The following is a 22,362-nucleotide window of genomic DNA, read 5'->3' as shown; positions in this document are numbered from 1 at the left end:
AGCCTCAGTACGAGAAGGCCATGGGCCGGTCGGGGTCACGAGAGTCCCCGCCGATCTTGGTGGGCGGGTTGAGGTCGTCCTCGGTGAGCTCCGGCGGTCCCGCCTTGACGTACTTCACGAGGAGCTTGACCTCGATCACGGCGAGGACGGCGTAGAGCGTGGTGAAGACGATCATCGAGGTGAGGACCTCACCCTGGGAGACACCGGGGGAGACCGCGTCCCGGGTGCGCAGCACTCCGTAGACGACCCAGGGCTGACGGCCCATCTCGGTGAAGATCCAGCCCCAGGAGTTGGCGATCAGCGGGAACGCCATGGTCCACAGGGCGATGATCCAGTACCACCTGCCCAGGCGGGGGCTGAGTGCCTTCCGCTTGAACAGGACCAGATTCGGCACCTCGTCCTCACCGGTCCGCAGTCCGGGCGCCAGCATGAACTTCTTGCGGGTCAGCCAGAGGCCGAGCATGCCGATGCCCAGCGAGGCCATGCCGAAGCCGATCATCCAGCGGAAGCCCCAGTAGGCGACGGGGATGTTGGGCCGGTAGTCGCCGGGGCCGAACTTCTCCTGCTCGGCCTTGTTGATGTCGTTGATGCCCGGGACGTACGAGGTGAAGTCGTCGTTCGCGAGGAAGGACAGCAGTCCCGGGATCTCTATGGCGACCGAGTTGTGGCCCTTGTCGACGTCGCCGTAGGCGAAGACCGAGAAGGGGGCGGGTGCCTCGCCGTCCCAGAGCGCCTCGGCGGCGGCCATCTTCATGGGCTGCTGCTTGAACATGACCTTGCCGAGCAGGTCACCGCTGATGGCGGTGCCGAGACCGGCGATGATCAGGGTGATCAGGCCCAGCCGCAGGGAGGTCCGCATCACGGGGATGTGCTTCTTGCGTGCCAGGTGGAAGGCCGAGATGCCGACCATGAACGCGCCACCGACCAGGAAGGCCGCCGTCATGGTGTGGAAGAACTGGGTGAGGGCGGTGTTCTGGGTGAGCACCTGCCAGAAGTCGGTGAGTTCGGCCCGGCCGCGTTCCTCGTTGATCCGGTAGCCCACCGGGTGCTGCATCCAGGAGTTGGCCGCGAGGATGAAGTACGCGGAGAGGATGGTGCCGATCGACACCATCCACATGCAGGCGAGGTGGATCCGCTTCGGGAGCTTGTCCCAGCCGAAGATCCACAGACCGATGAAGGTCGACTCGAAGAAGAACGCGATGAGCGCCTCGAAGGCGAGCGGAGCGCCGAAGATGTCTCCGACGAACCGGGAGTAGTCGGACCAGTTCATGCCGAACTGGAACTCCTGCACGATGCCCGTGACGACACCCATGGCGATGTTGATCAGGAAGAGCTTGCCCCAGAACTTCGTCGCCCTGAGGTACTTCTCGTTCTCGGTGCGCACCCAGGCGGTCTGGAGACCGGCCGTGAGGGCGGCGAGGGAGATCGTCAGGGGGACGAAGAGGAAGTGGTAGACGGTGGTGATGCCGAACTGCCAGCGCGCCAGAGTCTCTGGCGCCAGAGCGAGGTCCACGTCGTTTTCTCCTTACATCGCCGTGGTCACATCGGCAGTTTGCCCCGATAATCCCACTCATTACGGGACCAACCGGGACACGCTTGTGAACGCGTTCACATTCACAAGCATTATGGCTCATACGAAATCCGTACCTTCGGTCGGGGGTCCCCTTATCGAAGGTCACCTCTTCCCAGCGGCTTCAACATATTGTTGAATCCGGGGCATGACCCTTCGGATACGCATCGTCTGGCCGGCCGGACACACCACGGCCACCCTTGAGGAGACCCCCACGAGCACGGCGCTCGCAGGGGCCCTCCCGATCTCCTCCACCGCCCGGACCTGGGGCGAGGAGGTCTACTTCGACACTCCGGTCTCCACCGCCGTCGAGGACGGCGCCCGCCAGGTCGTCGATCCCGGCACGGTCGCCTTCTGGACGGAGGGCGACGCGCTCGCCCTCCCCTACGGACCGACCCCGATCTCACGCGGCGAGGAGTGCCGGCTCGCGAGCCCCTGCAACGTCCTGGGCGCGCTCGACGGCGACCCCCGGGTCCTGGCCACCGTCCGGGACGGCGACCCGATCCGCGTGGAGCTCGTCAGCGGCTGATCAGCCCTCCTTGCGGAAGCCCTCCGCCGCCTTCAGGAACAGGTCGTTCGCCTCGGTCTCACCGATCGTGACGCGCACGCCCTCGCCCGCGAACGGCCGCACCATCACGCCGTGCCGCTCGCACTCCGCCGCGAAGTCCAGCGTCCGCTCCCCGAGCCGCAGCCAGACGAAGTTCGCCTGGGTGTCCGGCACCGTCCAGCCCTGGGCCACGAGCCCGGCGTGGACCCGCTCGCGCTCGGCCACCAGCGAGCCGACCCGGCCCAGCAGCTCGTCCTCCGCGCGCAGCGAGGCCACCGCCGCGTCCTGCGCCAGCTGGCTCACCCCGAACGGCACCGCCGTCTTGCGCAGCGCGGCCGCCACCGGCTCGTGGGCGACCGCGAAGCCGACCCGCAGCCCCGCCAGGCCGTACGCCTTGGAGAAGGTCCGCAGCACGGCGACGTTGGGCCGGTCACGGTAGAGCTCGATGCCGTCCGGGATCTCGGTGTCACGGACGAACTCGCGGTACGCCTCGTCGAGCACCACCAGGACGTCGGAGGGCACCCGGTCCAGGAAGCGCTCCAGCTCCGCCCTGCGCACAGCGGTGCCCGTGGGGTTGTTGGGGTTGCAGACGAAGATCAGCCGTGTCCGGTCGGTGATCGCCTCCGCCATCGCGTCGAGGTCGTGGACCTCGCCCTCGGTCAGCGGCACCTGCACCGAGGTGGCGCCGCTGATCTGCGTGATGATCGGGTACGCCTCGAAGGAGCGCCAGGCGTAGACGACCTCGTCGCCGGGGCCCGAGGTCGCCTGGAGCAGGGACTGGGCGACGCCGACCGACCCGGTGCCGGTGGCCAGGTGCGAGACGGGCACGCCGAAGCGGTCGGCGAGCTCCTCCGTCAGCCCCGTGCACGCCATGTCCGGGTACCGGTTGAAGTTCGCGGCGGCGGCCAGCGTGGTCTCCATGACCCCGGGCAGCGGCGGATACGGGTTCTCGTTGGAGGACAGCTTGAAGGCCACGGGGCCGCCCGAGGCCGCCGGCCTGCCCGGCTTGTAGGTGGGGACGCCGTCCAGCTCGGCGCGCAGCTTCGGGCTGCCCGTACTCGTCCCGCTGGTCTCGCTCACTGTGTGGCCTCCTCGACCGTCCGTACCGCCAATGCTCCTCACCTTAAGAGGATTCCGCCCCGCTGCGAATGGGCTGTGGACAACAGGAGGGACACGCTGTGGACAAAGCCTCCCCGGAGCGGTGCGGAGGAGGGGGGAGCGCGCGCCTGGGTGGCGTGCGCGGGTGGCGAGCGCCCTGGCGCGCATCCCCCGTAGAGGTGAGTTGAGACCTCTTCGAGACCTCGCCCCCTCGCCAGGCCTACGCCGTTCGGCAACCACAGGTCCTATGGCGAAGGCCCTAACTGCCTTGGATTTATTGCCCCTTGACCCATGAAGACCATGCAGAAACGTGCCTGTCAACGCTTGCATATGCGACCGTCCCAACCGCCCCTCATCGCCCTACTATCGGCTCGCCATGACAGCAGCAGGGAAGCACCAGGTGAGCCGGGCACAGACCCGGGGAAGCCGGCAGGGCCGGGCAGGCATCCGGGACGTGGCCGCCGCCGCCGGGGTCTCCATCACGACTGTCTCCGACGCGCTCAACGGCAAGGGCCGACTCCCCGACGCCACCCGCCGTCACGTTCGCGAGGTCGCCGACCGGCTGGGCTACCGCCCATCCGCGGCGGCCCGCACGCTCCGCACCGGGAAGTCGGGACTCATCGGCCTCACCGTGACCACGTACGGGGATGAACCTTTCACCTTCACCGAATTCGCGTACTTCGCGGAGATGGCCAGAGCAGCCACATCGGCGGCGCTCGCGCGGGGCTACGCCCTGGTCATCCTCCCCGCGACCTCCCGCCATGACGTCTGGTCGAACGTCGCCCTCGACGGCACCGTCGTCATCGACCCCTCCGACCACGACCCGGTCGTCACCGAACTGGTCCGCCAAGGCCTACCCGTCGTCTCCGACGGACGCCCGGCCGGCACCCTTCCGGTCACCGCCTGGGTCGACAACGACCACGAAGCCGCCGTCCTCGACCTGCTCGACCACCTCGCCGACGCCGGCGCCCGCCGCATCGGCCTCCTCACCGGAACCACCACCGACACGTACACCCGCCTGTCCACGACCGCGTACCTCAACTGGTGCGAGCGGGTGGGACAGGACCCCGTCTACGAGGCCTATCCGGCGCACGACCCGTGCGCGGGTGCCGTCGCGGCCGACCGGCTGCTCGCCCGACCGGACCGGCCCGACGCCGTGTACGGCCTCTTCGACCCCAACGGAACCGACCTCCTCGCGGCCGCGCGCCGCTACGGCCTGCGCGTCCCGGACGACCTGCTGCTGGTCTGCTGCAGCGAGTCGACCGTCTACGCCACCACCGAACCGCCCATCACGACGCTCTCGCTCAAGCCGCGCCGGATCGGCACGGCCGTCGTCCAGCTCCTCATCGACGCCATCGAGGGGATCGACACCGACGGACCGGTCGAGCAGGTGATACCGACCGAACTCATCGTCCGCACCTCCTCGCAACGCCGTTCGCCGCGGACGACCGTCAGCCCGCCACGCTCTCCCTCGAAGGACTGACACCCCGCCAACCGGCTCCACCGAACCAGCCGTCCCCGCCCCCGCCCGTGGGTCGGGGCGGCGAAACCGGCCACCTCACCGGACTCAAACCGGACTCAACCCTGAACTCGACCTTCTCAATTCGGGCGAAACAACCGGTGAACCCGGAGTGGACCCGGATTCACCACCCCTGGTGCGTCACACAGGAGGACCCTCATTCCTATGATGGGCGCACGACACCGCGGACCACCCCGACCAGGCCGGTCCGCGATGTGCAGGGCATCGCGACGGTGGTGGAGGGGTCCATGACTCAGGGGGCCGGGCAGGAGCCCGTGGTGCGCACGGCGACATTGCGTGACTTCCGCGTACCGCCGTACGCCCGCGTGCCCGTACAGGGCCATGCCACCGATCCGACGTCCGCGCACCCCCTTCCGGTGCCGCCGCCCGCCGGACCGGTCTCGGCGGAGCCCACGACGGACGCCGCGCCGACGCAGCACGCACCCGCCGAGCACGCACCGGCACCGGCACCCGCGTCGGCCGAGCACGCACCGGCACCCGCTCCCGCCGAGCACGCGCGCGGAGCGGCACCCGCGGCCGCCGAGCACGACCCCACACCCGCACCCGCGCCTGCCGAGCACCCGCCCGTGCCCACGCACGCGCCGGCGCCCACCGCGCCGATGCCCGCGGATCCGACCCTGCACCTCGGGGCCCGCCTCGCCGGGGCCGGCTCCTCCATCGTCTCCGTCGCCACCGGCCACCCCGGCAACGCCTTCCCGGAGGGCGAGATGCCCGAGGGGTACACCCCGACCGAGCGCGACCTCCCGGTCATCAACCGGGGGGACACCGTCCAGGTCCCGGTCGCCGCCGAGCCCGCCCCCGCCGCGGAGCCCGCCCCGGCGAACGGCGAAGGCCCCGGCCCGCTCTACGTCGTCGGCGACGTCCACGGCTACCTCGACGAGCTCGTCGCCGCCCTCCGCGCCCAGGGCCTCATCGACGAGAACGGCGGCTGGGCCGCCGGCAACGCCCGCCTCTGGTTCCTCGGCGACTTCACCGACCGCGGCCCCGACGGCATCGGCGTCATCGACCTCGTCATGCGGCTCTCCGCCGAGGCCGCCGCCGCCGGCGGCTACTGCAAGGCCCTCATGGGCAACCACGAACTGCTGCTCATCGGCGCCAAGCGCTTCGGCGACACCCCGGTGAACTCCGGAGCGGGCACCGCCACCTTCCAGGCCGCCTGGCTGCTCAACGGCGGCCAGAAGCACGACATGGACCGGCTCCAGGACGTCCACCTCCAGTGGATGTCCCGGCTCGACGCCGTGGTGCGGGAGGACGACCACCTCCTGGTGCACTCCGACACCACCGCGTACCTCGAATACGGCCAGACCATCGAGGACGTCAACGAGACGGTCCACGAGATCCTCAACCGGAACGACGCCGACGAGGTCTGGGACGTCTTCCGCAAGTTCACCAAGCGCTTCGCGTTCCGTGACGACGGCGGCCCGGAGGCCGTCCAGGAGCTGCTCTCCACCTACGGCGGGCACCGGATCGTGCACGGCCACAGCCCCATCCCGTACCTCCTCGGCCAGGTCGGTACGGAGGACGGCGAGGGCGACTCGGGCCCGGTCGTCGACGGACCGCACGTCTACGCCGACGGTCTGGCGATCGCGATGGACGGCGGGGTGACCATGGCCGGAAAGCTACTGGTCGTCCAACTCCCCCTGAACGGCTGACGCATAACGCTGCGCATCCGGGGAAGGCGAATTCCGGAAACACCCTGTCAGCGCGTGGCACCGCCGCAATACCATCGGGTCCATCCGTAGCAGGCTCTCCTCCGTTTCCGCCCAACCCACCGTTTCCACACGGCTGATCCGGGCCTACGGAGCATCGGGGGATGCACATGAACGTGGCTCCGCACCTGCTGACCGAGGACCGTGCCGAGTACGAGCGGGTCCTCGACGACGCACTGAGCACCGCCCACGCACGTCCGGATCTCGCCGGAGCCGGCACCCGGCTCACGCTCGCGCAGCTGCGCTCCCTGACGCTGAACGCGACGACTCTGGTCACCAGCGCGGCGGCGAGCGAGTACGACCACTTCGTGAAGGTCCGCGAGCAGCACCGCGCGGCCCTCGGCGCCCGGGCACCGGTCTCCACCGACCGGCCCGGCCCCGGCGCCGGCGTGGTCGCGATCTTCACCGTCCTGGTGCCCGTCCTCGCGGGCGCGGCCGCCGTGATCTTCCTGCTGGTCGGCGCCGTCCTGCACGTGATGGCCCCCACGGTGGCGTTCGGGGCGACCCTGCTCACCGCCGGCCTGGTCTTCGGCGCCGTGGCCGCGGCCGGACTGCTCTGCGCGGCCGCCGGGCTCCTCGTCACGGCCCTGCGCAACAGCCCGGCCGAGGTGAGCGCGGGCGGGCTGCTCGTCGGCCCGGACGACGAGCTGGCCCGGGCCCGGGAGGCCTGGCGCAGCGCCCTCCTGGAGCGCGGCATCCTTCCCTTCCTCCGCGACGTCCTCGCCGCAACGGCCCCACCCCCGGGCCCCAGGGCCCCCGAGACACCGCCGACGTCACCGACCCCCTAGAAACCGCACGCCTGCCCTGGGGCACACCAGCCCCATCGGCCCCGGAGACACCACCGGCCCGCGACTCCCCCGGGGTCGCGGGCCGATGGCGCCTTCGCCGGCGGGGGTCAGTCCGCCAGCGGCAGGTACACGCGGTTGCCGGTCGCCGCGAACTCGGCGGACTTCGCCGCCATGCCCGCCTCGATCTCGTCCGCCTTCAGATCGCCGCCGTGCTCGCGCCGGATGTCCTGCGAGATCTTCATCGAGCAGAACTTCGGACCGCACATCGAGCAGAAGTGCGCGGTCTTCGCGGGCTCCGCCGGCAGCGTCTCGTCGTGGAACTCCCGCGCGGTGTCCGGGTCGAGCGCCAGGTTGAACTGGTCCTCCCACCGGAACTCGAAGCGCGCGTCGGACAGCGCGTCGTCCCACTCCTGCGCCCCGGGGTGGCCCTTGGCCAGGTCCGCCGCGTGGGCCGCGATCTTGTACGTGATGACGCCGGTCTTCACGTCGTCGCGGTTGGGCAGGCCCAGGTGCTCCTTGGGGGTGACGTAGCAGAGCATCGCCGTGCCCCACCAGGCGATCATCGCCGCACCGATGCCGGAGGTGATGTGGTCGTAGGCGGGCGCGACATCCGTGGTCAGCGGGCCGAGCGTGTAGAACGGCGCCTCCTCGCAGATCTCCTGCTGGAGGTCGATGTTCTCCTTGATCTTGTGCATCGGGACGTGGCCCGGGCCCTCGATCATCGTCTGCACCTGGTGGCGCTTGGCGATCGTGTTCAGCTCGCCGAGCGTGCGCAGCTCCGCGAACTGCGCCTCGTCGTTGGCGTCCGCGATCGAGCCGGGGCGCAGCCCGTCGCCGAGCGAGTACGTGACGTCGTACGTCGCCAGGATCTCGCAGAGCTCCTCGAAGTGCGTGTAGAGGAAGTTCTCCTTGTGGTGCGCGAGGCACCAGGCGGCCATGATCGAGCCGCCGCGCGAGACGATGCCGGTCTTGCGGCGCGCGGTGAGCGGCACGTACGGCAGGAGTACGCCGGCGTGCACCGTCATGTAGTCCACGCCCTGCTCGGCCTGCTCGATGACCGTGTCCTTGTAGATCTCCCAGGTCAGCTCCTCGGCCCTGCCGTCGACCTTCTCCAGGGCCTGGTAGAGCGGCACGGTGCCGATCGGCACGGGGGAGTTGCGCAGCACCCACTCGCGGGTGGTGTGGATGTTGCGCCCGGTGGACAGGTCCATGACCGTGTCGGCGCCCCACTTGGTCGCCCAGGTCATCTTCTCCACCTCCTCCTCGATGGAGGAGGTGACGGCGGAGTTGCCGATGTTGGCGTTGACCTTCACCAGGAACCGCTTGCCGATGATCATCGGCTCGATCTCCGGGTGGTTGACGTTCGCCGGGAGCACCGCGCGGCCGGCCGCGATCTCCTCGCGCACGACCTCGGGAGAGACGTTCTCCCGGATCGCCACGTACTCCATCTCCGGGGTGATCTCGCCCCGGCGCGCGTACGCGAGCTGGGTCACCGCCTGGCCGGTGCGGCCGCGGCGCGGCAGGCGCGGGCGGCCGGGGAAGACGGCGTCGAGGTTCTTCAGCCCACCACCGCGCGGCGAGGTGTGCTTGATTCCGTCGTCCTCGGGGCGGGCCGGGCGGCCCGCGTACTCCTCGGTGTCGCCGCGCGCGATGATCCAGTTTTCGCGCAGCGGCGGAAGGCCCCGCCGTACGTCGGTGTCGACGGTGGGGTCCGTGTACGGGCCGGACGTGTCGTAGAGCGTGACGTCCTTGCCGTTGGTGAGGTGCACCTGACGGACCGGCACCCGGAGGTCGGGGCGCGAGCCCTGGACGTACCCCTTGTGCCAGCCCGGCGTACGGGCCCCCTCGGCAGAGGTGTCGTCCTGCCCGGAGGCAGGCGTGCGTGCATCCTGAATGGTCATGAGACCGATCTCCCTACGCCGGCATTACCCGGTAACAGGTTCGGCGGTCGGCGCAGCCTCCTCCCGTACGTACATCCAGTACGCGCGTACGGTGATCAGCGCCCTCTCAGCCCGGTGCTCCGAGCTCCCGCGTGTGCAAAGGTGTCACCACGCTAGCGCCCTCCCTGGCGTGCTGAACAGTGGGCCCCCGTCGTTCTTGCGATGATCGGTCGGTGACTCACCCCCAGCAGACCCCCGAGCCGCACGGCCACGACCACGCTCCCGGTCCTTCCACCGGGCACGGGAACAGCCACGATCACGCTCCCGGTCCATCCGCCGGACACGGGCACGGGCACGGGCACAGCCATGGGCCCGCCGCCCCGGTGTCCCGGCATCTGCGCAAGGTCATCGCCGCGGTCCTGATCCCCTTCGCCACCGCCGTCGCCGTCGGCCTCGTGGTCCTGTGGCCCGGCGGCGCACCCGCGCACGAACGCACCGGCGTCGGCTTCGACCGGCAGACCGAGCAGGGCAAGGTCGTCGCCGTCCAGCAGGTGGACTGCGCCTCCGTGAACGCGGGGCAGGTCCCGCCGACCGGCGACACGTCGACCCCCCAGGGGCGCGAGGCGGTCAACGCGCAGCAGGGCGACTGCGACAAGGCGACGATCGAGGTCACCAGCGGCCCGGAGAAGGGACGCAGGTTCACCGAGATCGTGCAGCCGGACGCACCGCGTCAACTGCACGAGGGGCAGGGCGTGGTGGTGGCGTACGCCCCCGACGCACCGCGCGACCTGCAGTACTCCGTGACCGATGTGAACCGGAAGGTCCCGCTCGCGGTGCTCGCCGGGATCTTCGCGCTCGCGGTCGTGGTGGTCGGCAGGATGCGGGGTGTGATGGCGCTCGTCGCGCTGGTCCTGAGCTTCCTGATCCTGACGTTCTTCATCCTGCCGGCGATCCTGGAGGGGTCGAATCCGCTGGTCGTGGCGGTGGTCGGATCGAGCGCGATCATGCTGATCGCGCTCTACATGTGCCACGGACTCTCGGCCCGCACCTCGGTCGCGGTGCTCGGAACGCTCATCTCCCTGATGCTGATCGGCCTGCTCGGCTCGGTCTTCATCGACTGGGCCGCGCTGAGTGGCAACACCGACGACAACACCGGTCTGATCCACGGCCTGTATCCGGACATCGACATGTCCGGACTCCTCCTGGCCGGTGTGATCATCGGTTCGCTCGGTGTGCTCGACGACGTGACGGTCACCCAGACCTCGGCCGTCTGGGAGCTGCACCAAGCCGACCCGGGCATGGGACCGCGCGGGCTGTACCGAGCCGCGATCCGGATCGGCCGCGACCACATCGCCTCGGTCGTGAACACCCTGGTGCTCGCCTACGCGGGTGCCGCCCTCCCCCTGCTGCTGCTCTTCTCCATCGCGCAGAGCAGCATGGGGACGGTGGCCAACAGCGAGCTGGTCGCCGAGGAGATCGTCCGGACGCTCGTCGGATCGATCGGCCTGGTCGCCTCCGTGCCGGTCACCACGGCGCTCGCGGCGCTGGTCGTCTCCGCCGACCGGACGGACACCGCGGCCCGGACCCCCGCCGCCCGACGGGGCGGACGACGCCGCCGCGCCAAGTAGGGCGCCGGCCCAGCGCACCGGTTGGGGACCGACTCGGCCCGCCGGGTGAGGCGCACGCTCAGGCGGTCGGGCCCGCGCTCTCCTCGGCGAGGATCCGGCCCAGCGCTGCCTCCAGGTTGTCCTCGAAGTCACCGAGCGTCCGTTCCTGACCCAGCGGAACCAGCTTGTCCGTCCGGTCGAGGAACGCGACCAGCGGCGGCGCGCTGGCCCTGAACAGGGCGCGGTCGCCACCGACCTGGAGCCGGATGGAGACGTCCGAGAGGCCCTCGGGATCGGTGGGGGCGATGTGCACATCGCCGTCCCCGCTCGGCCGGTTGATGCCGTCGAGCAGTAGTTCCCTGCCGAACGCCCAGGTCACAGGCGCGTCCCCGGGGAGGTGGAAGGTCATCCGCACCGCGTAGGGATCCCGGGTCTCGTATCGCAGTTCGACCGGGATCTTGAAGGAGAGCTCCTCCGAGACGAGGAAGCTCATCAGGACCTCGGCCTGAACCGACTCTCGCATCATGTACCCCGCAGTAGATGAAGCAGTTGTGTAAACACAGCTGCTGAAAGCTGTGACCGAAACGGCCAGGAATGATCCCCCGTGGCCCTCTTGACGCAATCGTGCTGTAAGCACTAGCAGATCACAAGGAGTGATTTTTCAGATACTGATAGAGAAAGCGAGGGAACTGAAGAGCCTCCCGATCTCCGTACGTAGCCGCTCGACTGCTGGGAGCAACCGTTCTTCCTGGTGAAGGGGGAGGGAAATGGCCATCGCGGCGGCTGTGGAGCCCGCTGTGATGGGGATTGCGGCACAGACCGTGCCGAGCGCATATTCCTGCCGCTCCACCAAGGGCTCCATTCGCCCCAAACCGCCCAAACGATCCAAAAGCGCACGGCGGTTACGGAGCGTGTACGGAGTGATCGCTTCCACCGGGTGGCGGTCAAGGTGGTCTTGACGAGATTTCAGATCGAGTTGACTCAGCAGGCACTGCCCGATCGCATGGGCGTGTCCGGTCTCGCGGAAATCGGCCCATTCCTCCACCGCCGGAGCGGAAGGAGTGTCGGCGACAGCGACGAGCTCGATCTCCCCCTCGCGGTAGAGGGCGAAGTAGACGGGCACACCGATCTCGTCCCGCCAGCGGGCAAGGGAGTCTTCGATCTTGATGCGACGATTCTGCACATCTCCGCCGCCGGCCAGTCGGACCGCGGCGTCGCCAAGGACGAACACACCCTTCTCACGGACCAGATAGCCCTCGTGCGTCAGGGTGCGGAGCAGGTGATACGTCGTGGGCAGCGGTAGGCCCGTCTCACGGGCGAGCTGTTTGGCCGGGGCGCCTTCCGCATGGGAGGACACAGCCTCCAGAAGCCTCAGCGCCCGCTGCACCGAGCCGATCAGCGTAGGCGCCGCCGTCTGCGTAGCCGTGGCCAAAGGTCACCCCCAGGCGTGACGACGGGTGCATCGCACCCGCCCGCGGGGGCCGCCCCCGCGCGCCCGCCGGGCCTGGGAAACCGCTGGTCAGTACGGAGGTCTACGCCTGTAGTCCCCAACGCGGCGGAGGGATTCCACTCTAGTGGCAGCCCCTGGGCCCATGCCCTGATTCGACCAGCGCGTTCCCCCGGCCGGGCTAATACCCTCCGTCGGCTTCATACCGATCGGTAGCGTGTGCTACCACTCCTCGCGCGAACGGTCGGAGGAGGTGAACTTCCGTACGACGTAGATCAGTCCGGCGACGAGGCCCACGAAGAGCAGGACCTTGAAGAGCAGCCCGACCACGAAGGCCAGGACGCTGGTGATCAGTCCGCCGAAGACCATCAGGGCGAGCAGGGGTATGGCGACCCACTTCACCCACCAGGGCATCCCCGCGAAAACCTCCTGTACGGCCATCGTCTTCTCCCTCGCTCTCGAAGATCCGTTCCGCACACTCCGCGCCGAACACATCTCAGGCTAGGGGCCGGAAGAGGCCCACGGGGGCCGTGCGGCCCCCGCTGTCCCCTGATCCTCCCCTTAGGGGCTGCCGAGGTACGAAGGCCCGGAGGCTCAGGGTCCGGCCGGGGGCGCCCAGGCCTCCGGCGGGGAACTCAGGGCCCGGCCGGGCAGCTCAGGCCTCCGGCGGGGAGAAGACGACCATCACCCGCAGGTCCTCGCTGATGTGGTGGAACTTGTGCTCCACCCCGGCCGGCACATAGACCACGCTGCCGCGCGCCACCTGCGTCGTCTCCGCCCCGACCGTGATCGACGCCCGGCCGCTCACCACGAAGTACACCTCGTCCTGGCGGTGCGGCTGCTGCGGGTCGAGCTCCCCCGCGTCCAGCGCGTACAGACCGACCGACATGTTCCGCTCCCGCAGGAACTGGAGGTAAGCGCCCTTGTTGGCGGCGCGCTCCGCCTCCAGTTCATCCAGTCGGAATGCCTTCATCGCCTGTCAGCCCCTGCCCTCGGCACGATCATGTCTGCCACGATCAGACACATGATGAATTTCGTAGTCAAGACGCTCGCCAACGCGGGCGCCCTGGGCGTCGCCATCTGGCTGCTCCAGGACATCACCCTGACCGGCGAAAGCACCGGCAAGAAGGTCCTGACCCTCATTCTCGTCGCCCTGGTCTTCGGGCTCGTGAACTTCCTGGTCAAGCCCGTCGTCAAGCTGCTGACGCTGCCGCTCTTCATTCTGACCCTCGGCCTGATCACCCTGGTGGTCAACGCCCTGATGCTGCTCCTCACCTCCTGGCTGGCCGAGCAGTTCAACCTCAGCTTCCACGTGGAGGGCTTCTGGACCGCCGTCCTCGGCGGCCTGATCATCTCCGTCGTCTCGTGGGCCCTGAACGTCGTGCTCCCCGACGGCGACTGAGTGGGGGCCATGACCTACCGCGTCTGCTTCGTCTGCACCGGCAACATCTGCCGCTCGCCGATGGCCGAGCACGTCTTCCGCAGACATGTGGAGGAGGCCGGCCTCGGCGGGCTGGTGGAGGTCGACAGCGCCGGCACCGGAGGCTGGCACGAGGGCGACGGAGCCGACCCGCGCACCGTGGCCGTTCTCGAGGAGAACGGCTACACCTCCGCGCACACGGCCCGACAGTTCAGGGCCTCCTGGTTCCCCGCCCTCGACCTGGTCATCGCGCTGGACGAAGGGCACCTGCGGGATCTGCGCGAGCTGGCCCGCACGCCCGAGGAAGCCGCGCGCATACGACTGCTGCGCTCCTACGACCCCGCCGCCGGGACCGGACTCGACGTCCCCGACCCTTATTACGGGAGCCGCGAGGGCTTCGAGGAGTGCCTGGACATGGTGGAGGCCGCGAGCGAGGGACTGCTCGCCGCCGTACGCCTCGAACTGGAGGAACGGACACCGTGACGGACATGGCATACGGCGACGGCACGCGCGCGGTACGGGCCGGGCTTCCCGACCCCGTGAAGTACGAGCCGACCCTGCCGGGACCGGTCTTCGCCGCACACTTCCATCTGCCCGGTGAGCCGACGGGGCCGTACACCTACGGCCGGGACGAGAACCCCACCTGGACGCACCTGGAGCGGGCGATCGGCGAGCTGGAGGCGCCGGGGGAGCCGGACGTCGAGACGCTGGTCTTCGCCTCCGGCATGGCCGCGATCTCCGCCGTCCTGCTCTCCCAGCTGAAGGCCGGCGACGCGGTGGTCCTGCCCACCGACGGCTACCAGGCCCTGCCGCTGCTGCACGAGCAGCTCCGGGCCTTCGGCATCGAGGTCCGCACCGCGCCCACCGGCGGCGACGGTCAGCTCGCCGTGCTCGAAGGGGCCCGGCTGCTGTGGATCGAGACCCCGTCCAACCCCGGGCTCGACGTCTGCGACATCCGCCGTCTGGTGGCCGCGGCGCATGCCGCAGGGGCGCTCGTCGCCGTGGACAACACCCTGGCCACACCGCTCGGCCAGCGTCCGCTGGAACTGGGCGCGGACTTCTCCGTGGCCAGTGACACCAAGGGCATGACCGGGCACGGGGACATCCTGCTGGGTCACGTCAGCTGCCGTGATCCCCGGCGGGCGGCGGAGGTACGGCGCTGGCGCAAGGTCGTCGGGGCCATCCCGGGGCCCATGGAGGCCTGGCTCGCCCATCGTTCGCTCGCCACGCTCCAGCTGCGGATCGACCGGCAGTGCTCCACCGCGCTCGCGCTCGCGCGGGCGCTCGCCGAGCGGGCGGACGTGACCGGGCTGCGCTACCCGGGGCTGCCCGACGACCCCTCGCACACGGTGGCCGCCCGGCAGATGCGGCGCTTCGGGCCGGTGGTCTCCTTCGAGCTGGCGGACCGGAAGCGGGCCGAGCGGTTCCTCGAAGGACTGCGGATCGTGGACGACGCCACCAGCTTCGGCGGGGTGCGCTCCACCGCGGAGCGGCGCGGGCGCTGGGGCGGGGACGCGGTCGCGGAGGGCTTCGTCCGGTTCTCGGTCGGGGCGGAGGACCCGGAGGACCTGATCGCCGATGTGCTGCGGGCCCTCGACGAGGCCGGCGCGTAGCACCGGCCGGACGCGGTCCGCGCCTGTCCCGGGCGCACGGAACGAGACGCTCCGAGCCTCCCCCCTCGTGGCTCGGAACGCCTCGGTTCCACGCGCGGAGACCGCCTGAACAAGGCTAGTTGACTGTGCGTCAGTGTCCAATCACGGTAGCGACAGAGACCTATCGACTTATTTATAGTTGGACGGTCCTGAGGCGCAGTCAGCCGACCGCCTGAGTCGAACGGCCCCACGGCCGGGAGGGGGCGGACATGGATCTGGCCCTGCTGCGCACGTTCGTCACGGTGCACCGGGCCGGCTCCTTCACCCGGGCCGCCGCGCTCCTCGGCCTCTCCCAGCCCGCCGTCACCAGCCAGATCCGCACGCTCGAACGACAGCTCGGGCGCCCGCTCTTCCTCAGACAGGCCCGCGGGGTCACGCCGACGACCATCGGCGACGAGCTCGCGCACCGCGCCGCACCGCATCTCGACGCGCTCGTCGAGATCGCCGAGACCGGCCTCGACGAGGACAGCGGCGTCCGCACCCTGCACGTCGCCGGGCCCCCGGAGTTCACCGCGCTCCGCGTCCTGCCCGCGCTCACCCCGCTGGTCGGCCAGGGCCTCGCCGTCCGGGCGTCGTTCCTGGGCAACACCGAGGAGATCCTCGACGGGCTGGCCGCCGGGCACCACGACCTGGCCGTCGCCACCGCCCGCCCCCGCGGTGGCCTGCTCGTCTCCACGCCGCTCTGCGACGAGGAGTACGTCCTGGTCGCCGCGCCGCGCTGGGCCGCCCGGCTCTCCCCCGAGGTGCTCCTCCGCAAGGGCGCCGTGGTCCTGGAGCAGCTGCCGGTGGTCGAGGTGCACGAGTCGCTGCCCTTCGTCGCCCGGTACTGGGCGAGCGTCTTCGAGACCAAGCCGGCGGTGGCCGCCACCGTGATCGCGCCCGATCTGCGCGCCGTACGGGAGTCCGCCGCCTCCGGTGCCGGGCTCGCCGTGCTGCCCCGCTATCTGTGCGAGGACGCCCTGGACGAAGGACGGCTGGTGGCGCTGCTCGACCCGCCGGTCCCGCCGCTGCGGACCTATTTCCTCGTCGTGCGGACGGGGACGCTCGCGCTGTCGCCCATCGCGCGGGCTCATGAGGAACTGCTGCGGGCGGCGGGGGACTGGTGAGTCCCTGACGGGCCGGCGCGTTTCAGGGCACCGCGTACGGGCCATTTTCTTCCCATGAACGAACGGCCCGTGATCAAGCGCACCGCACGCGCCATCCTGCTCGACGGGGACGACCTCATCCTCATCAAGCGCACCAAGCCGGGGATGGATCCCTACTGGGTGACGCCCGGCGGTGGCGTCGAGGCCTCCGACTCCACCGTGGTCGAGGCCCTGCACCGCGAAGTGCACGAGGAGCTCGGCGCCAAGATCGTCGACGTCGTGCCCTGCTTCGTCGACACCGTCGAGCACATCGTCGACGGCGGTGTCTCCGGGGTGAAGGTCCAGCACTTCTTCGTCTGCCGGCTCGACTCCATGGACACCTCGCTGCGGCACGGCCCCGAGATGGACGAGCCGGTCGGCGAGTACGAGATCGTCCGCGTGCCCTTCAGCCGGGTGGGCATCGCCGCCGTGCACCTCGTCCCGCTCTCCCTGCGCCACTACCTCGACGGCAACATCGAGGGCGTCCGCGCCATGCACGCCCCCGACCTGGGCTGATCGGGGTCGGCCGGCGCGAGCTCGGTCAGGAAGTCGTGGCGGATGCGCTCGACGGGGACCCCCGCTCCCCGCAGCGCGTCCACCCCGCGGCGCACCATGCCGAGCGGCCCCGAGAGATACGCGTCGCGTTCGCTCCAGGAGCCGTAGCGGCAGACGGCCTCCGGGAGCCGCCCCTGCTCCTCGGTGACGGGGTGGACGGAGAGCCAGGGGAAGGTCTTCTGGAGCCTCAGCATCGTGTCGATGTCGTAGAGGTCGTGGTCGCTGCGCGCTCCGTAGAAGACGTCGACGGGACGCCGGTCCCCGTGCTCGGCGACGTCCTCCACCAGGGCTTTGATCGGTGCTATCCCCGTGCCTCCGCCCACACAGAGCAGGCCGGTGTCCGCGGCGTGGTCGACCGTCATGGAGCCGGCCGGCGGACCGAGCCGCAGGACGTCCCCGGGGCGCGCCCGGTGGACGAGCGCGTTGGACACCCAACCGGCCGGTACCGCCTTGACGTGCAGGGACAGCAGCCCGTCGGGCCGGGGTGCCGATGCGAAGGAGTAGTGACGCCATATCCGCGGCCACCACGGGGTCTCCAGCGTCGTGTACTGCCCCGCGAGGAAGGGGTACGGCTGGTCGGGCCTGAGGGTCACGACGGCGATGTCCGGGGTGCGCAGATCGTGGGAGACCACCTCGGCCTGCCACCAGGCGGGCGCCGAGCGCTCGTCCTCCGCCGCCGCGTCGATCATGATCTGGGAGATCGTCGTGTACGTACGGACCCAGGCCGCCTCCGCCTCGGCGTCCCAGCTCGTCGTCGCGTACCGCGCGAGCGCGCCGATGAGGGCCTCACCGACGGCCGGGTAGTGGGTGGAGTGGGTGCCGTACTTGCGGTGTCCCCTGCCGAGGTTCTCCAGGTACGCGGTGAGCACCGGGGTGTCGTCCAGGTGTTCCGCCGCGGTGAGGAGCGCCTTCAGGAGCCGGTCCCGCTGGGTGTCCATGGCCACGGGGAACATCTCGCGCAGCTCGGGGTTCCGGATGAAGAGCAGGGCGTAGAAGTACGAGGTCACCCGGTCGGCGACGGGTGCGATCTCCGCCAGGGTGCGCCGGACGAGGACCGCGTCGGCGGAGGCCTCGACGGGTATTCCGGGCTCGTTCCCGTCCCCCGCCGAGGAGTCCTGTCCGTCCGCCGACCTCGTGGTGGTCGGAGCATCCATCATGTGCCTCGCCCTCACGCTGGCCGTCTTCCGTGCTCGCAGCTTCTCCTCCCGACGGCCGCTTCGGACGGAAAGCGGCGTTCTCGGGCCATAGATCAGGGTTTCTGGCTAAGCTGCGCTGTTTCGGACCAGGGCATAGGCCTCGCGCAGATCGCCTCCCGTGTAACTGTGGCGGGCGAGCCCGGCGAGATGGTGGTCCGCGTTCACGGCCACGGTGTGCGGGACGAGGGCGAAGAGTTCCGCGTCGGACATCGAGTCGCCGTAGGCGACGCAGTCGGCCGGGTCCATGCCGTATCCCGCGCAGAGCTCTCGCGCGATGCGGACCTTCGCGCTCGCGTTGAGGATGCTGGGCCGGTGGATCGGAGCGGTGAAGGGAACGGCCGGCCACCGCGAACCGTGCGCCGTTTCGACGCCCCAGTCGAGAAGCCGCTCGACGAAGAAGTCGGGCGAGAGGGAGATCACCGCGCAGCGATCGCCCCGGGCCCGGATGTCGGCCCAGACCTCACGGATGCCCGCCAGCCAGGGTGCCCCGTCGAAGGCGGCGGTGACCTGGTCCACGGTGAGCGCGGACCAGAGCTCACGGGCCCGGACGGCGAACTCGTCCGGTGTGAGCCCCTGAAGGAACCCCTGTTCCAGGGCGGCGATCTCCTCGTCGAGTCCCAGCTGCCGGGAGATCTCCACTGCAGCGGCCGAGCCCCTGATCAGAGTCCCGTCGAGGTCGAAGAAGTGCAGTCGCGGCGTGTGGTGTTTCACGTGAAACATCGTCGGCAACCGATGGGGCGGAATCAACGGCCGCTCCGGGTGCCGGTCAGATCCGGTAAAGGGGTGGACGGAAGATCACCGTGTCGGACAGCCTGAAACCATGCCGATCTCCCCCTCCCTCGCGCAGCTCCCCGTCCGGCGTCTCACCTCGGACGACCTCCTCGCCTGCGCCGACCTCTCCGAGAACCGGGGCTGGCCACGGGAGGAGCACAAGTGGGGCCTGCTGCTCACCGCGGGCACCGGCTACGGCATCGACGACCCTTCCGGAGCCGGGCTGCTCGCCTGTTCCGTCGTCACCTCGTACGGCCCCGGGCTCGCCGCGATCGGCATGGTGCTCGTCGCGGAGCGATACGCACGCCAGGGCGTGGGGCGCCGGCTCATGGAGCACGTCGTGACGGAGGCCGGTGACACGCCACTGACGCTGCACGCCACACCGAACGGACAGCCCCTGTACGAGCAGCTGGGTTTCACGGAGACGAGCCGGGCGGAGATGGTCCGCGGGCGCTTCACCTTCAGCACCCCCGCCCCCGCCGTCCCGGTGCGCCCGGCGACGGCGGAGGACCTCCAGACGATCCTGCGTCTGGACCACGAGGTCTTCGGCCTCGACCGCACGCACATGATCACCCGGCTTCCCGCGTTCGCGGACCACCTCCGGGTCGCGGTGGAGGACGGCGAGGTCACGGGCTTCGCGGCGGCCTGGCCCAACATGGACACCCATGTCGTCGGACCGCTGATCGCCCGGGACCCCGCCACCGCCCAGGCCCTCATCGCCTCACTCGCGGCCGCCGGCGACCGCCCCCTGCGCACGGACGTCGATGTGCGTCATACCGCACTGCTGGGCTGGCTGAAGGAGAACGGCGTCGACTCCGTCGCCTCCAACGCGGTGATGGTCCGCTCCCTCCCCGACCTCCCCGGGGACTGGCGGCGCCGCTTCGCGCCGCTGACGGTCGCGGCCGGCTGACCCGGTCACGATTTACTTGCAGACGCGCATTATTGCGTTGCATCGTCTACCCTGGGTCGAGAACACTCCGGTGCCAAGGAGAGACCGAGGAGAGAGACCATGACCGCGACGGATCCCGCACTCACCGCGCTCTCCCAGCGCTGGTGCGCCCTCTCCCTGCTCCACGGCAGGATCGAGTCGCACATCGAGCGCGCCCTGGAGACCCGGCACGGTCTGAGCGTGCGGGAGTTCTCGCTCCTCGACGTCCTCAGCCGCCAGCACAGCGGCCCGGGCGGTCACCTCCAGATGAAGCAGGTCGCCGACGCGGTCGTCCTCAGCCAGAGCGCCACCACCCGGCTGGTCACCCGGCTCGAGGACCGCGGCCTGCTCACCCGGTACCTCTGCGCCACCGACCGGCGCGGCATCTACACCGATGTCACCGAGGCCGGCCTGACGCTCCTTGCGGAGGCGCGCCCCACCAACGACAGCGCCCTGCGCGAGGCCCTCGACGAGGCGGCGAAGAACCCCGAGCTCGCCCCGCTGGTGCAGGTCGTGGAAGGCGTGACCGCCCCGGCGTGAGGCTGAGCACTTCCTCGTGAGGCTGAGCGCCGCCGCGTGAGGAGCGCGGCGGGAGGCTCGGCGTACGCTGCGGAGCATGAGCGATCTTGAGATACGTCCCGCCACCGCCGATGACCTCGCGGCCATCGTCGCGATGCTCGCCGACGACCCCCTGGGCGCCCAGCGGGAGTCTCCGGACGACCTCAGCCCGTACCTCACCGCGTTCGAGCGCCTCGCGAACGACCCGAACCAGCACGTCGTGGTGGCGGTCCGCGAGGACAAGGTCGTCGGCACCCTCCAGCTGACGGTCATCCCCGGACTCTCCCGCCGGGGCACCACGCGCTCGATCATCGAGGGCGTGCGGGTCCACTCCGACGAGCGCGGCAGCGGTCTCGGGTCACAGCTCATCGAATGGGCCGTCGAGGAGTCCGGCCGACAGGGCTGCAAGCTCGTCCAGCTGACCTCCGACGTCACACGCACCGATGCCCACCGCTTCTACGAGCGTCTCGGCTTCGAGGCCTCCCACGTGGGCTTCAAGAAGAGCCTCTGAGGCGGCGGAACAGTGCGCCGGGACGGATCCCGGCGCACTGTTTCACGTGAAACACCGCAGAACGGGTCAGAGACCGCGCCAGCCCGCCTCGTCCACCCCGCCCGGCACCGCGTCCGCCGGCGCATAAGGCTCCCGGGTGAAGACGAAGGAGCCGAGGTCGAGATGGCTCACGCTGCCGTCGGCCCGCCGTACCGCACGCAGCGTCTCTCCCTCGTAGTAGCCGTTCAGCCCGACCCAGCCACCCTCGGGCAGCGCCCGGAAGCGGGCCCGCCGCCCCGCTCCCCTCAGGGGTTCGAGCGACACGCTCCGGTCGGCACCGAGTCGAAGCCCGTAGGCGTACGTGCCCCAGTACCAGGGCCCGGTCAGCGCCAGCAGCTCCTCGTCGAACTCCGCCTCCGGAATCGGCCGCCAGGGCTCCGGGAACCTCGGCTCCGCCTCCGCCACGATCCGTACGAGATCGGCGGCCACGGCGGCCGTCAGCGGCCCTGAGGTGGCATTGGCGAGGGCGATCGCCGCCAGTCCGTCCTCCACGCTTACCCAGAGGGCGGCGACGAAGCCGGGGAGCGAGCCGGTGTGGCCGATCAGGGTCCGGCCGTCCCTGCGCAGCAACTGGAGGCCGAGCCCGTAGCTCCCCTCCCAGTCGCCCTCGCCCGCCGCCGCGGCCGGGGCCCGCATCTCCTCCACGGAGGACGAGACGAGCACCCGCTCGTCACCCGCCGCGAGGAACGCGGCGAAGCGGGCGAGATCCCCCGCCGTCGACCAGAGCTGGCCGGCGGGTGCCATCAGCCCGAGATCCTCCGACGGCTCCGGCAGCATCACATCCGCCCAGGGGTGCACCGCCCAGCCGCCGGCATGCGGGGCGACCGGGTCCACCGTCGTACGGTTCATCCCCAGCGGCTCCAGGATCTCGCGCCGCAGCACCTCGGCCCAGGGAACCCCACGCACGGCCTCGACCAGCGAACCGAGCAGCGTGTACCCGGGGTTGGAGTAGTGGTGACGACGGCCCGGCGCCTGGACGAAGGGCTGCTCCCCCAGGACGTCGGAGAGCTCCGGCCGCAGAGCGGCGGACGAGCGCTCCCACCACTGGCCCGGCGTCTCGGCCGCGAGACCGCTGCTGTGGCCGAGCAGCTGAGCGATCGTCACCTCACCGGCGCCCGTGCCCTTGAGATGCCGCTCCAACGGATCGTCCAGCGCGAGGCGCCCCTCGTCCCGCAGCCGCATCACCAGCACCGCGGTGAAGACCTTGGTGAGGGATCCGATCCTGAACTGCGTGTCGGTGTCCGGCGCGTGCCCGTCCACGCAGCTGCGCGAACCGCTCCACACCAGCGCGCCGTCCCGCACCACCGCCCCGACGAAGGACGGCGCACGCCCCTCGGCCTGAGCAACCGCCACACGGTGCAGCAAAGCCCGCTCGGTACCGGGCAACAGCGCTTCAAAAGATGTCATCATGCCCCCCATCCA

Annotated in this window: 23 protein-coding genes; 13 read left to right on the top strand and 10 right to left on the bottom strand. The window is 70.3% G+C overall.

Annotated elements, in window-relative coordinates; all coding sequences use genetic code 11:
* Positions 1 to 4: 4 nt before the first annotated feature.
* Positions 5 to 1,513, bottom strand: coding sequence for a cytochrome ubiquinol oxidase subunit I (locus DEJ43_RS18475; RefSeq protein WP_015034912.1), 1,509 nt, complete (start codon positions 1,511 to 1,513; stop codon positions 5 to 7).
* Between the two features lie 205 nt (positions 1,514 to 1,718).
* On the opposite strand from DEJ43_RS18475, the gene DEJ43_RS18470 reads away from it, so the two are divergent.
* Positions 1,719 to 2,099 (top strand): cyclophilin-like fold protein, encoded by a 381-nt coding sequence (locus tag DEJ43_RS18470; RefSeq protein ID WP_015034911.1) that lies wholly within the window; start codon positions 1,719 to 1,721, stop codon positions 2,097 to 2,099.
* Here DEJ43_RS18470 and hisC read toward each other — a convergent pair whose 3' ends face one another.
* Positions 2,100 to 3,197: a histidinol-phosphate transaminase gene (gene hisC, locus DEJ43_RS18465; protein WP_015034910.1), complete on the bottom strand. Its 1,098-nt coding sequence runs from the start codon at positions 3,195 to 3,197 to the stop codon at positions 2,100 to 2,102. It abuts the gene before it with no gap.
* 394 nt (positions 3,198 to 3,591) lie between these two features.
* On the opposite strand from hisC, the gene DEJ43_RS18460 reads away from it, so the two are divergent.
* The 3 genes from DEJ43_RS18460 (at position 3,592) to DEJ43_RS18450 (ending at position 7,252) form a co-directional block, all read left to right on the top strand.
* On the top strand, positions 3,592 to 4,698 hold the full coding sequence (locus tag DEJ43_RS18460) for a LacI family DNA-binding transcriptional regulator (RefSeq protein ID WP_015034909.1): 1,107 nt from the start codon (positions 3,592 to 3,594) through the stop codon (positions 4,696 to 4,698).
* 284 nt (positions 4,699 to 4,982) lie between these two features.
* On the top strand, positions 4,983 to 6,407 hold the full coding sequence (locus DEJ43_RS18455; RefSeq protein WP_015034908.1) for a metallophosphoesterase: 1,425 nt from the start codon (positions 4,983 to 4,985) through the stop codon (positions 6,405 to 6,407).
* 161 nt (positions 6,408 to 6,568) lie between these two features.
* Positions 6,569 to 7,252 carry a hypothetical protein gene (locus DEJ43_RS18450; protein ID WP_106433726.1) on the top strand — a complete coding sequence of 228 codons (684 nt, stop codon included), beginning with the start codon at positions 6,569 to 6,571 and terminating at the stop codon, positions 7,250 to 7,252.
* A 107-nt stretch (positions 7,253 to 7,359) separates the two neighbouring features.
* Here the strand turns inward: DEJ43_RS18450 and thiC are convergent, their stop codons facing one another.
* Entirely contained in the window at positions 7,360 to 9,153 is a 1,794-nt protein-coding gene (thiC, locus tag DEJ43_RS18445) for a phosphomethylpyrimidine synthase ThiC (RefSeq protein ID WP_015034906.1), read from the bottom strand.
* Between the two features lie 179 nt (positions 9,154 to 9,332).
* Here thiC and DEJ43_RS18440 point away from each other — a divergent pair, with 179 nt between their 5' ends.
* Positions 9,333 to 10,760, top strand: a complete 1,428-nt coding sequence (locus DEJ43_RS18440) for a YibE/F family protein (protein WP_015034905.1) — start codon at positions 9,333 to 9,335, stop codon at positions 10,758 to 10,760.
* A gap of 58 nt (positions 10,761 to 10,818) precedes the next feature.
* Here the strand turns inward: DEJ43_RS18440 and DEJ43_RS18435 are convergent, their stop codons facing one another.
* The 4 genes from DEJ43_RS18435 to DEJ43_RS18420 form a co-directional block, all read right to left on the bottom strand.
* Positions 10,819 to 11,262 (bottom strand): SsgA family sporulation/cell division regulator, encoded by a 444-nt coding sequence (locus DEJ43_RS18435; protein WP_041664040.1) that lies wholly within the window; start codon positions 11,260 to 11,262, stop codon positions 10,819 to 10,821.
* A gap of 138 nt (positions 11,263 to 11,400) precedes the next feature.
* Positions 11,401 to 12,138 carry an IclR family transcriptional regulator gene (locus DEJ43_RS18430; protein WP_071892466.1) on the bottom strand — a complete coding sequence of 246 codons (738 nt, stop codon included), beginning with the start codon at positions 12,136 to 12,138 and terminating at the stop codon, positions 11,401 to 11,403.
* 270 nt (positions 12,139 to 12,408) lie between these two features.
* Entirely contained in the window at positions 12,409 to 12,627 is a 219-nt protein-coding gene (locus DEJ43_RS18425; protein ID WP_015034902.1) for a DUF5326 family protein, read from the bottom strand.
* A gap of 214 nt (positions 12,628 to 12,841) precedes the next feature.
* Positions 12,842 to 13,159: a cupin domain-containing protein gene (locus DEJ43_RS18420; RefSeq protein ID WP_015034901.1), complete on the bottom strand. Its 318-nt coding sequence runs from the start codon at positions 13,157 to 13,159 to the stop codon at positions 12,842 to 12,844.
* Positions 13,160 to 13,210: 51 nt separating this feature from the next.
* Between DEJ43_RS18420 and DEJ43_RS18415 the strand changes: the two genes are divergently transcribed.
* The 5 genes from DEJ43_RS18415 to DEJ43_RS18395 all read left to right on the top strand — a co-directional run bounded on the left by DEJ43_RS18415 (position 13,211) and on the right by DEJ43_RS18395 (position 16,898).
* Entirely contained in the window at positions 13,211 to 13,588 is a 378-nt protein-coding gene (locus tag DEJ43_RS18415) for a phage holin family protein (RefSeq protein ID WP_041662660.1), read from the top strand.
* A gap of 9 nt (positions 13,589 to 13,597) precedes the next feature.
* The gene (locus DEJ43_RS18410) at positions 13,598 to 14,089 is read left to right on the top strand and encodes a low molecular weight protein-tyrosine-phosphatase (RefSeq protein ID WP_015034899.1); all 492 of its coding nucleotides are present in this window, start codon (positions 13,598 to 13,600) and stop codon (positions 14,087 to 14,089) included.
* Positions 14,090 to 14,094: 5 nt separating this feature from the next.
* Positions 14,095 to 15,219, top strand: coding sequence for a cystathionine gamma-lyase (locus DEJ43_RS18405; RefSeq protein ID WP_041664038.1), 1,125 nt, complete (start codon positions 14,095 to 14,097; stop codon positions 15,217 to 15,219).
* A 248-nt stretch (positions 15,220 to 15,467) separates the two neighbouring features.
* Complete coding sequence (locus DEJ43_RS18400; protein WP_015034897.1) at positions 15,468 to 16,364, top strand: LysR family transcriptional regulator; 897 nt, start codon at positions 15,468 to 15,470, stop codon at positions 16,362 to 16,364.
* Between the two features lie 54 nt (positions 16,365 to 16,418).
* The gene (locus tag DEJ43_RS18395) at positions 16,419 to 16,898 is read left to right on the top strand and encodes an NUDIX domain-containing protein (protein WP_015034896.1); all 480 of its coding nucleotides are present in this window, start codon (positions 16,419 to 16,421) and stop codon (positions 16,896 to 16,898) included.
* Here DEJ43_RS18395 and DEJ43_RS18390 read toward each other — a convergent pair.
* Both DEJ43_RS18390 and DEJ43_RS18385 read right to left on the bottom strand, forming a co-directional pair.
* Positions 16,841 to 18,094, bottom strand: a complete 1,254-nt coding sequence (locus tag DEJ43_RS18390; RefSeq protein ID WP_106433725.1) for a globin domain-containing protein — start codon at positions 18,092 to 18,094, stop codon at positions 16,841 to 16,843. The genes DEJ43_RS18395 and DEJ43_RS18390 overlap by 58 nt on opposite strands.
* Before the next feature lie 105 nt (positions 18,095 to 18,199).
* Entirely contained in the window at positions 18,200 to 18,853 is a 654-nt protein-coding gene (locus DEJ43_RS18385; RefSeq protein WP_015034894.1) for an HAD family hydrolase, read from the bottom strand.
* Positions 18,854 to 18,953: 100 nt separating this feature from the next.
* Between DEJ43_RS18385 and DEJ43_RS18380 the strand changes: the two genes are divergently transcribed.
* From DEJ43_RS18380 to DEJ43_RS18370, 3 genes are all read left to right on the top strand, one after another.
* The gene (locus DEJ43_RS18380) at positions 18,954 to 19,814 is read left to right on the top strand and encodes a GNAT family N-acetyltransferase (RefSeq protein WP_015034893.1); all 861 of its coding nucleotides are present in this window, start codon (positions 18,954 to 18,956) and stop codon (positions 19,812 to 19,814) included.
* A gap of 99 nt (positions 19,815 to 19,913) precedes the next feature.
* The gene (locus DEJ43_RS18375) at positions 19,914 to 20,372 is read left to right on the top strand and encodes a MarR family winged helix-turn-helix transcriptional regulator (protein ID WP_015034892.1); all 459 of its coding nucleotides are present in this window, start codon (positions 19,914 to 19,916) and stop codon (positions 20,370 to 20,372) included.
* Positions 20,373 to 20,448: 76 nt separating this feature from the next.
* The gene (locus DEJ43_RS18370) at positions 20,449 to 20,901 is read left to right on the top strand and encodes a GNAT family N-acetyltransferase (RefSeq protein WP_015034891.1); all 453 of its coding nucleotides are present in this window, start codon (positions 20,449 to 20,451) and stop codon (positions 20,899 to 20,901) included.
* A 66-nt stretch (positions 20,902 to 20,967) separates the two neighbouring features.
* Here DEJ43_RS18370 and DEJ43_RS18365 read toward each other — a convergent pair whose 3' ends face one another.
* Positions 20,968 to 22,347, bottom strand: coding sequence for a serine hydrolase domain-containing protein (locus tag DEJ43_RS18365; protein WP_041664036.1), 1,380 nt, complete (start codon positions 22,345 to 22,347; stop codon positions 20,968 to 20,970).
* Positions 22,348 to 22,362: the final 15 nt, after the last annotated feature.

It is taken from the genome of Streptomyces venezuelae ATCC 10712, from assembly GCF_008639165.1.
Lineage (GTDB): Bacteria > Actinomycetota > Actinomycetes > Streptomycetales > Streptomycetaceae > Streptomyces > Streptomyces venezuelae.
This window is presented reverse-complemented; position numbering and strand designations above follow the sequence as displayed.

Excerpts from the sequence above, each read along its gene's own strand:
- DEJ43_RS18470 (WP_015034911.1), top strand. The coding sequence starts at position 1,719 with ATGACCCTTCGGATACGCATCGTCTGGCCGGCCGGACACACCACGGCC.
- DEJ43_RS18460 (WP_015034909.1), top strand. The coding sequence starts at position 3,592 with ATGACAGCAGCAGGGAAGCACCAGGTGAGCCGGGCACAGACCCGGGGA.
- DEJ43_RS18455 (WP_015034908.1), top strand. The coding sequence starts at position 4,983 with ATGACTCAGGGGGCCGGGCAGGAGCCCGTGGTGCGCACGGCGACATTG.
- DEJ43_RS18450 (WP_106433726.1), top strand. The coding sequence starts at position 6,569 with ATGCACATGAACGTGGCTCCGCACCTGCTGACCGAGGACCGTGCCGAG.
- thiC (WP_015034906.1), bottom strand. The coding sequence starts at position 9,153 with ATGACCATTCAGGATGCACGCACGCCTGCCTCCGGGCAGGACGACACC.
- DEJ43_RS18435 (WP_041664040.1), bottom strand. The coding sequence starts at position 11,262 with ATGCGAGAGTCGGTTCAGGCCGAGGTCCTGATGAGCTTCCTCGTCTCG.
- DEJ43_RS18425 (WP_015034902.1), bottom strand. The coding sequence starts at position 12,627 with ATGGCCGTACAGGAGGTTTTCGCGGGGATGCCCTGGTGGGTGAAGTGG.
- DEJ43_RS18420 (WP_015034901.1), bottom strand. The coding sequence starts at position 13,159 with ATGAAGGCATTCCGACTGGATGAACTGGAGGCGGAGCGCGCCGCCAAC.
- DEJ43_RS18415 (WP_041662660.1), top strand. The coding sequence starts at position 13,211 with ATGATGAATTTCGTAGTCAAGACGCTCGCCAACGCGGGCGCCCTGGGC.
- DEJ43_RS18410 (WP_015034899.1), top strand. The coding sequence starts at position 13,598 with ATGACCTACCGCGTCTGCTTCGTCTGCACCGGCAACATCTGCCGCTCG.
- DEJ43_RS18405 (WP_041664038.1), top strand. The coding sequence starts at position 14,095 with ATGGCATACGGCGACGGCACGCGCGCGGTACGGGCCGGGCTTCCCGAC.
- DEJ43_RS18400 (WP_015034897.1), top strand. The coding sequence starts at position 15,468 with ATGGATCTGGCCCTGCTGCGCACGTTCGTCACGGTGCACCGGGCCGGC.
- DEJ43_RS18395 (WP_015034896.1), top strand. The coding sequence starts at position 16,419 with ATGAACGAACGGCCCGTGATCAAGCGCACCGCACGCGCCATCCTGCTC.
- DEJ43_RS18390 (WP_106433725.1), bottom strand. The coding sequence starts at position 18,094 with ATGATGGATGCTCCGACCACCACGAGGTCGGCGGACGGACAGGACTCC.
- DEJ43_RS18385 (WP_015034894.1), bottom strand. The coding sequence starts at position 18,853 with ATGTTTCACGTGAAACACCACACGCCGCGACTGCACTTCTTCGACCTC.
- DEJ43_RS18380 (WP_015034893.1), top strand. The coding sequence starts at position 18,954 with ATGCCGATCTCCCCCTCCCTCGCGCAGCTCCCCGTCCGGCGTCTCACC.
- DEJ43_RS18375 (WP_015034892.1), top strand. The coding sequence starts at position 19,914 with ATGACCGCGACGGATCCCGCACTCACCGCGCTCTCCCAGCGCTGGTGC.
- DEJ43_RS18370 (WP_015034891.1), top strand. The coding sequence starts at position 20,449 with ATGAGCGATCTTGAGATACGTCCCGCCACCGCCGATGACCTCGCGGCC.
- DEJ43_RS18365 (WP_041664036.1), bottom strand. The coding sequence starts at position 22,347 with ATGACATCTTTTGAAGCGCTGTTGCCCGGTACCGAGCGGGCTTTGCTG.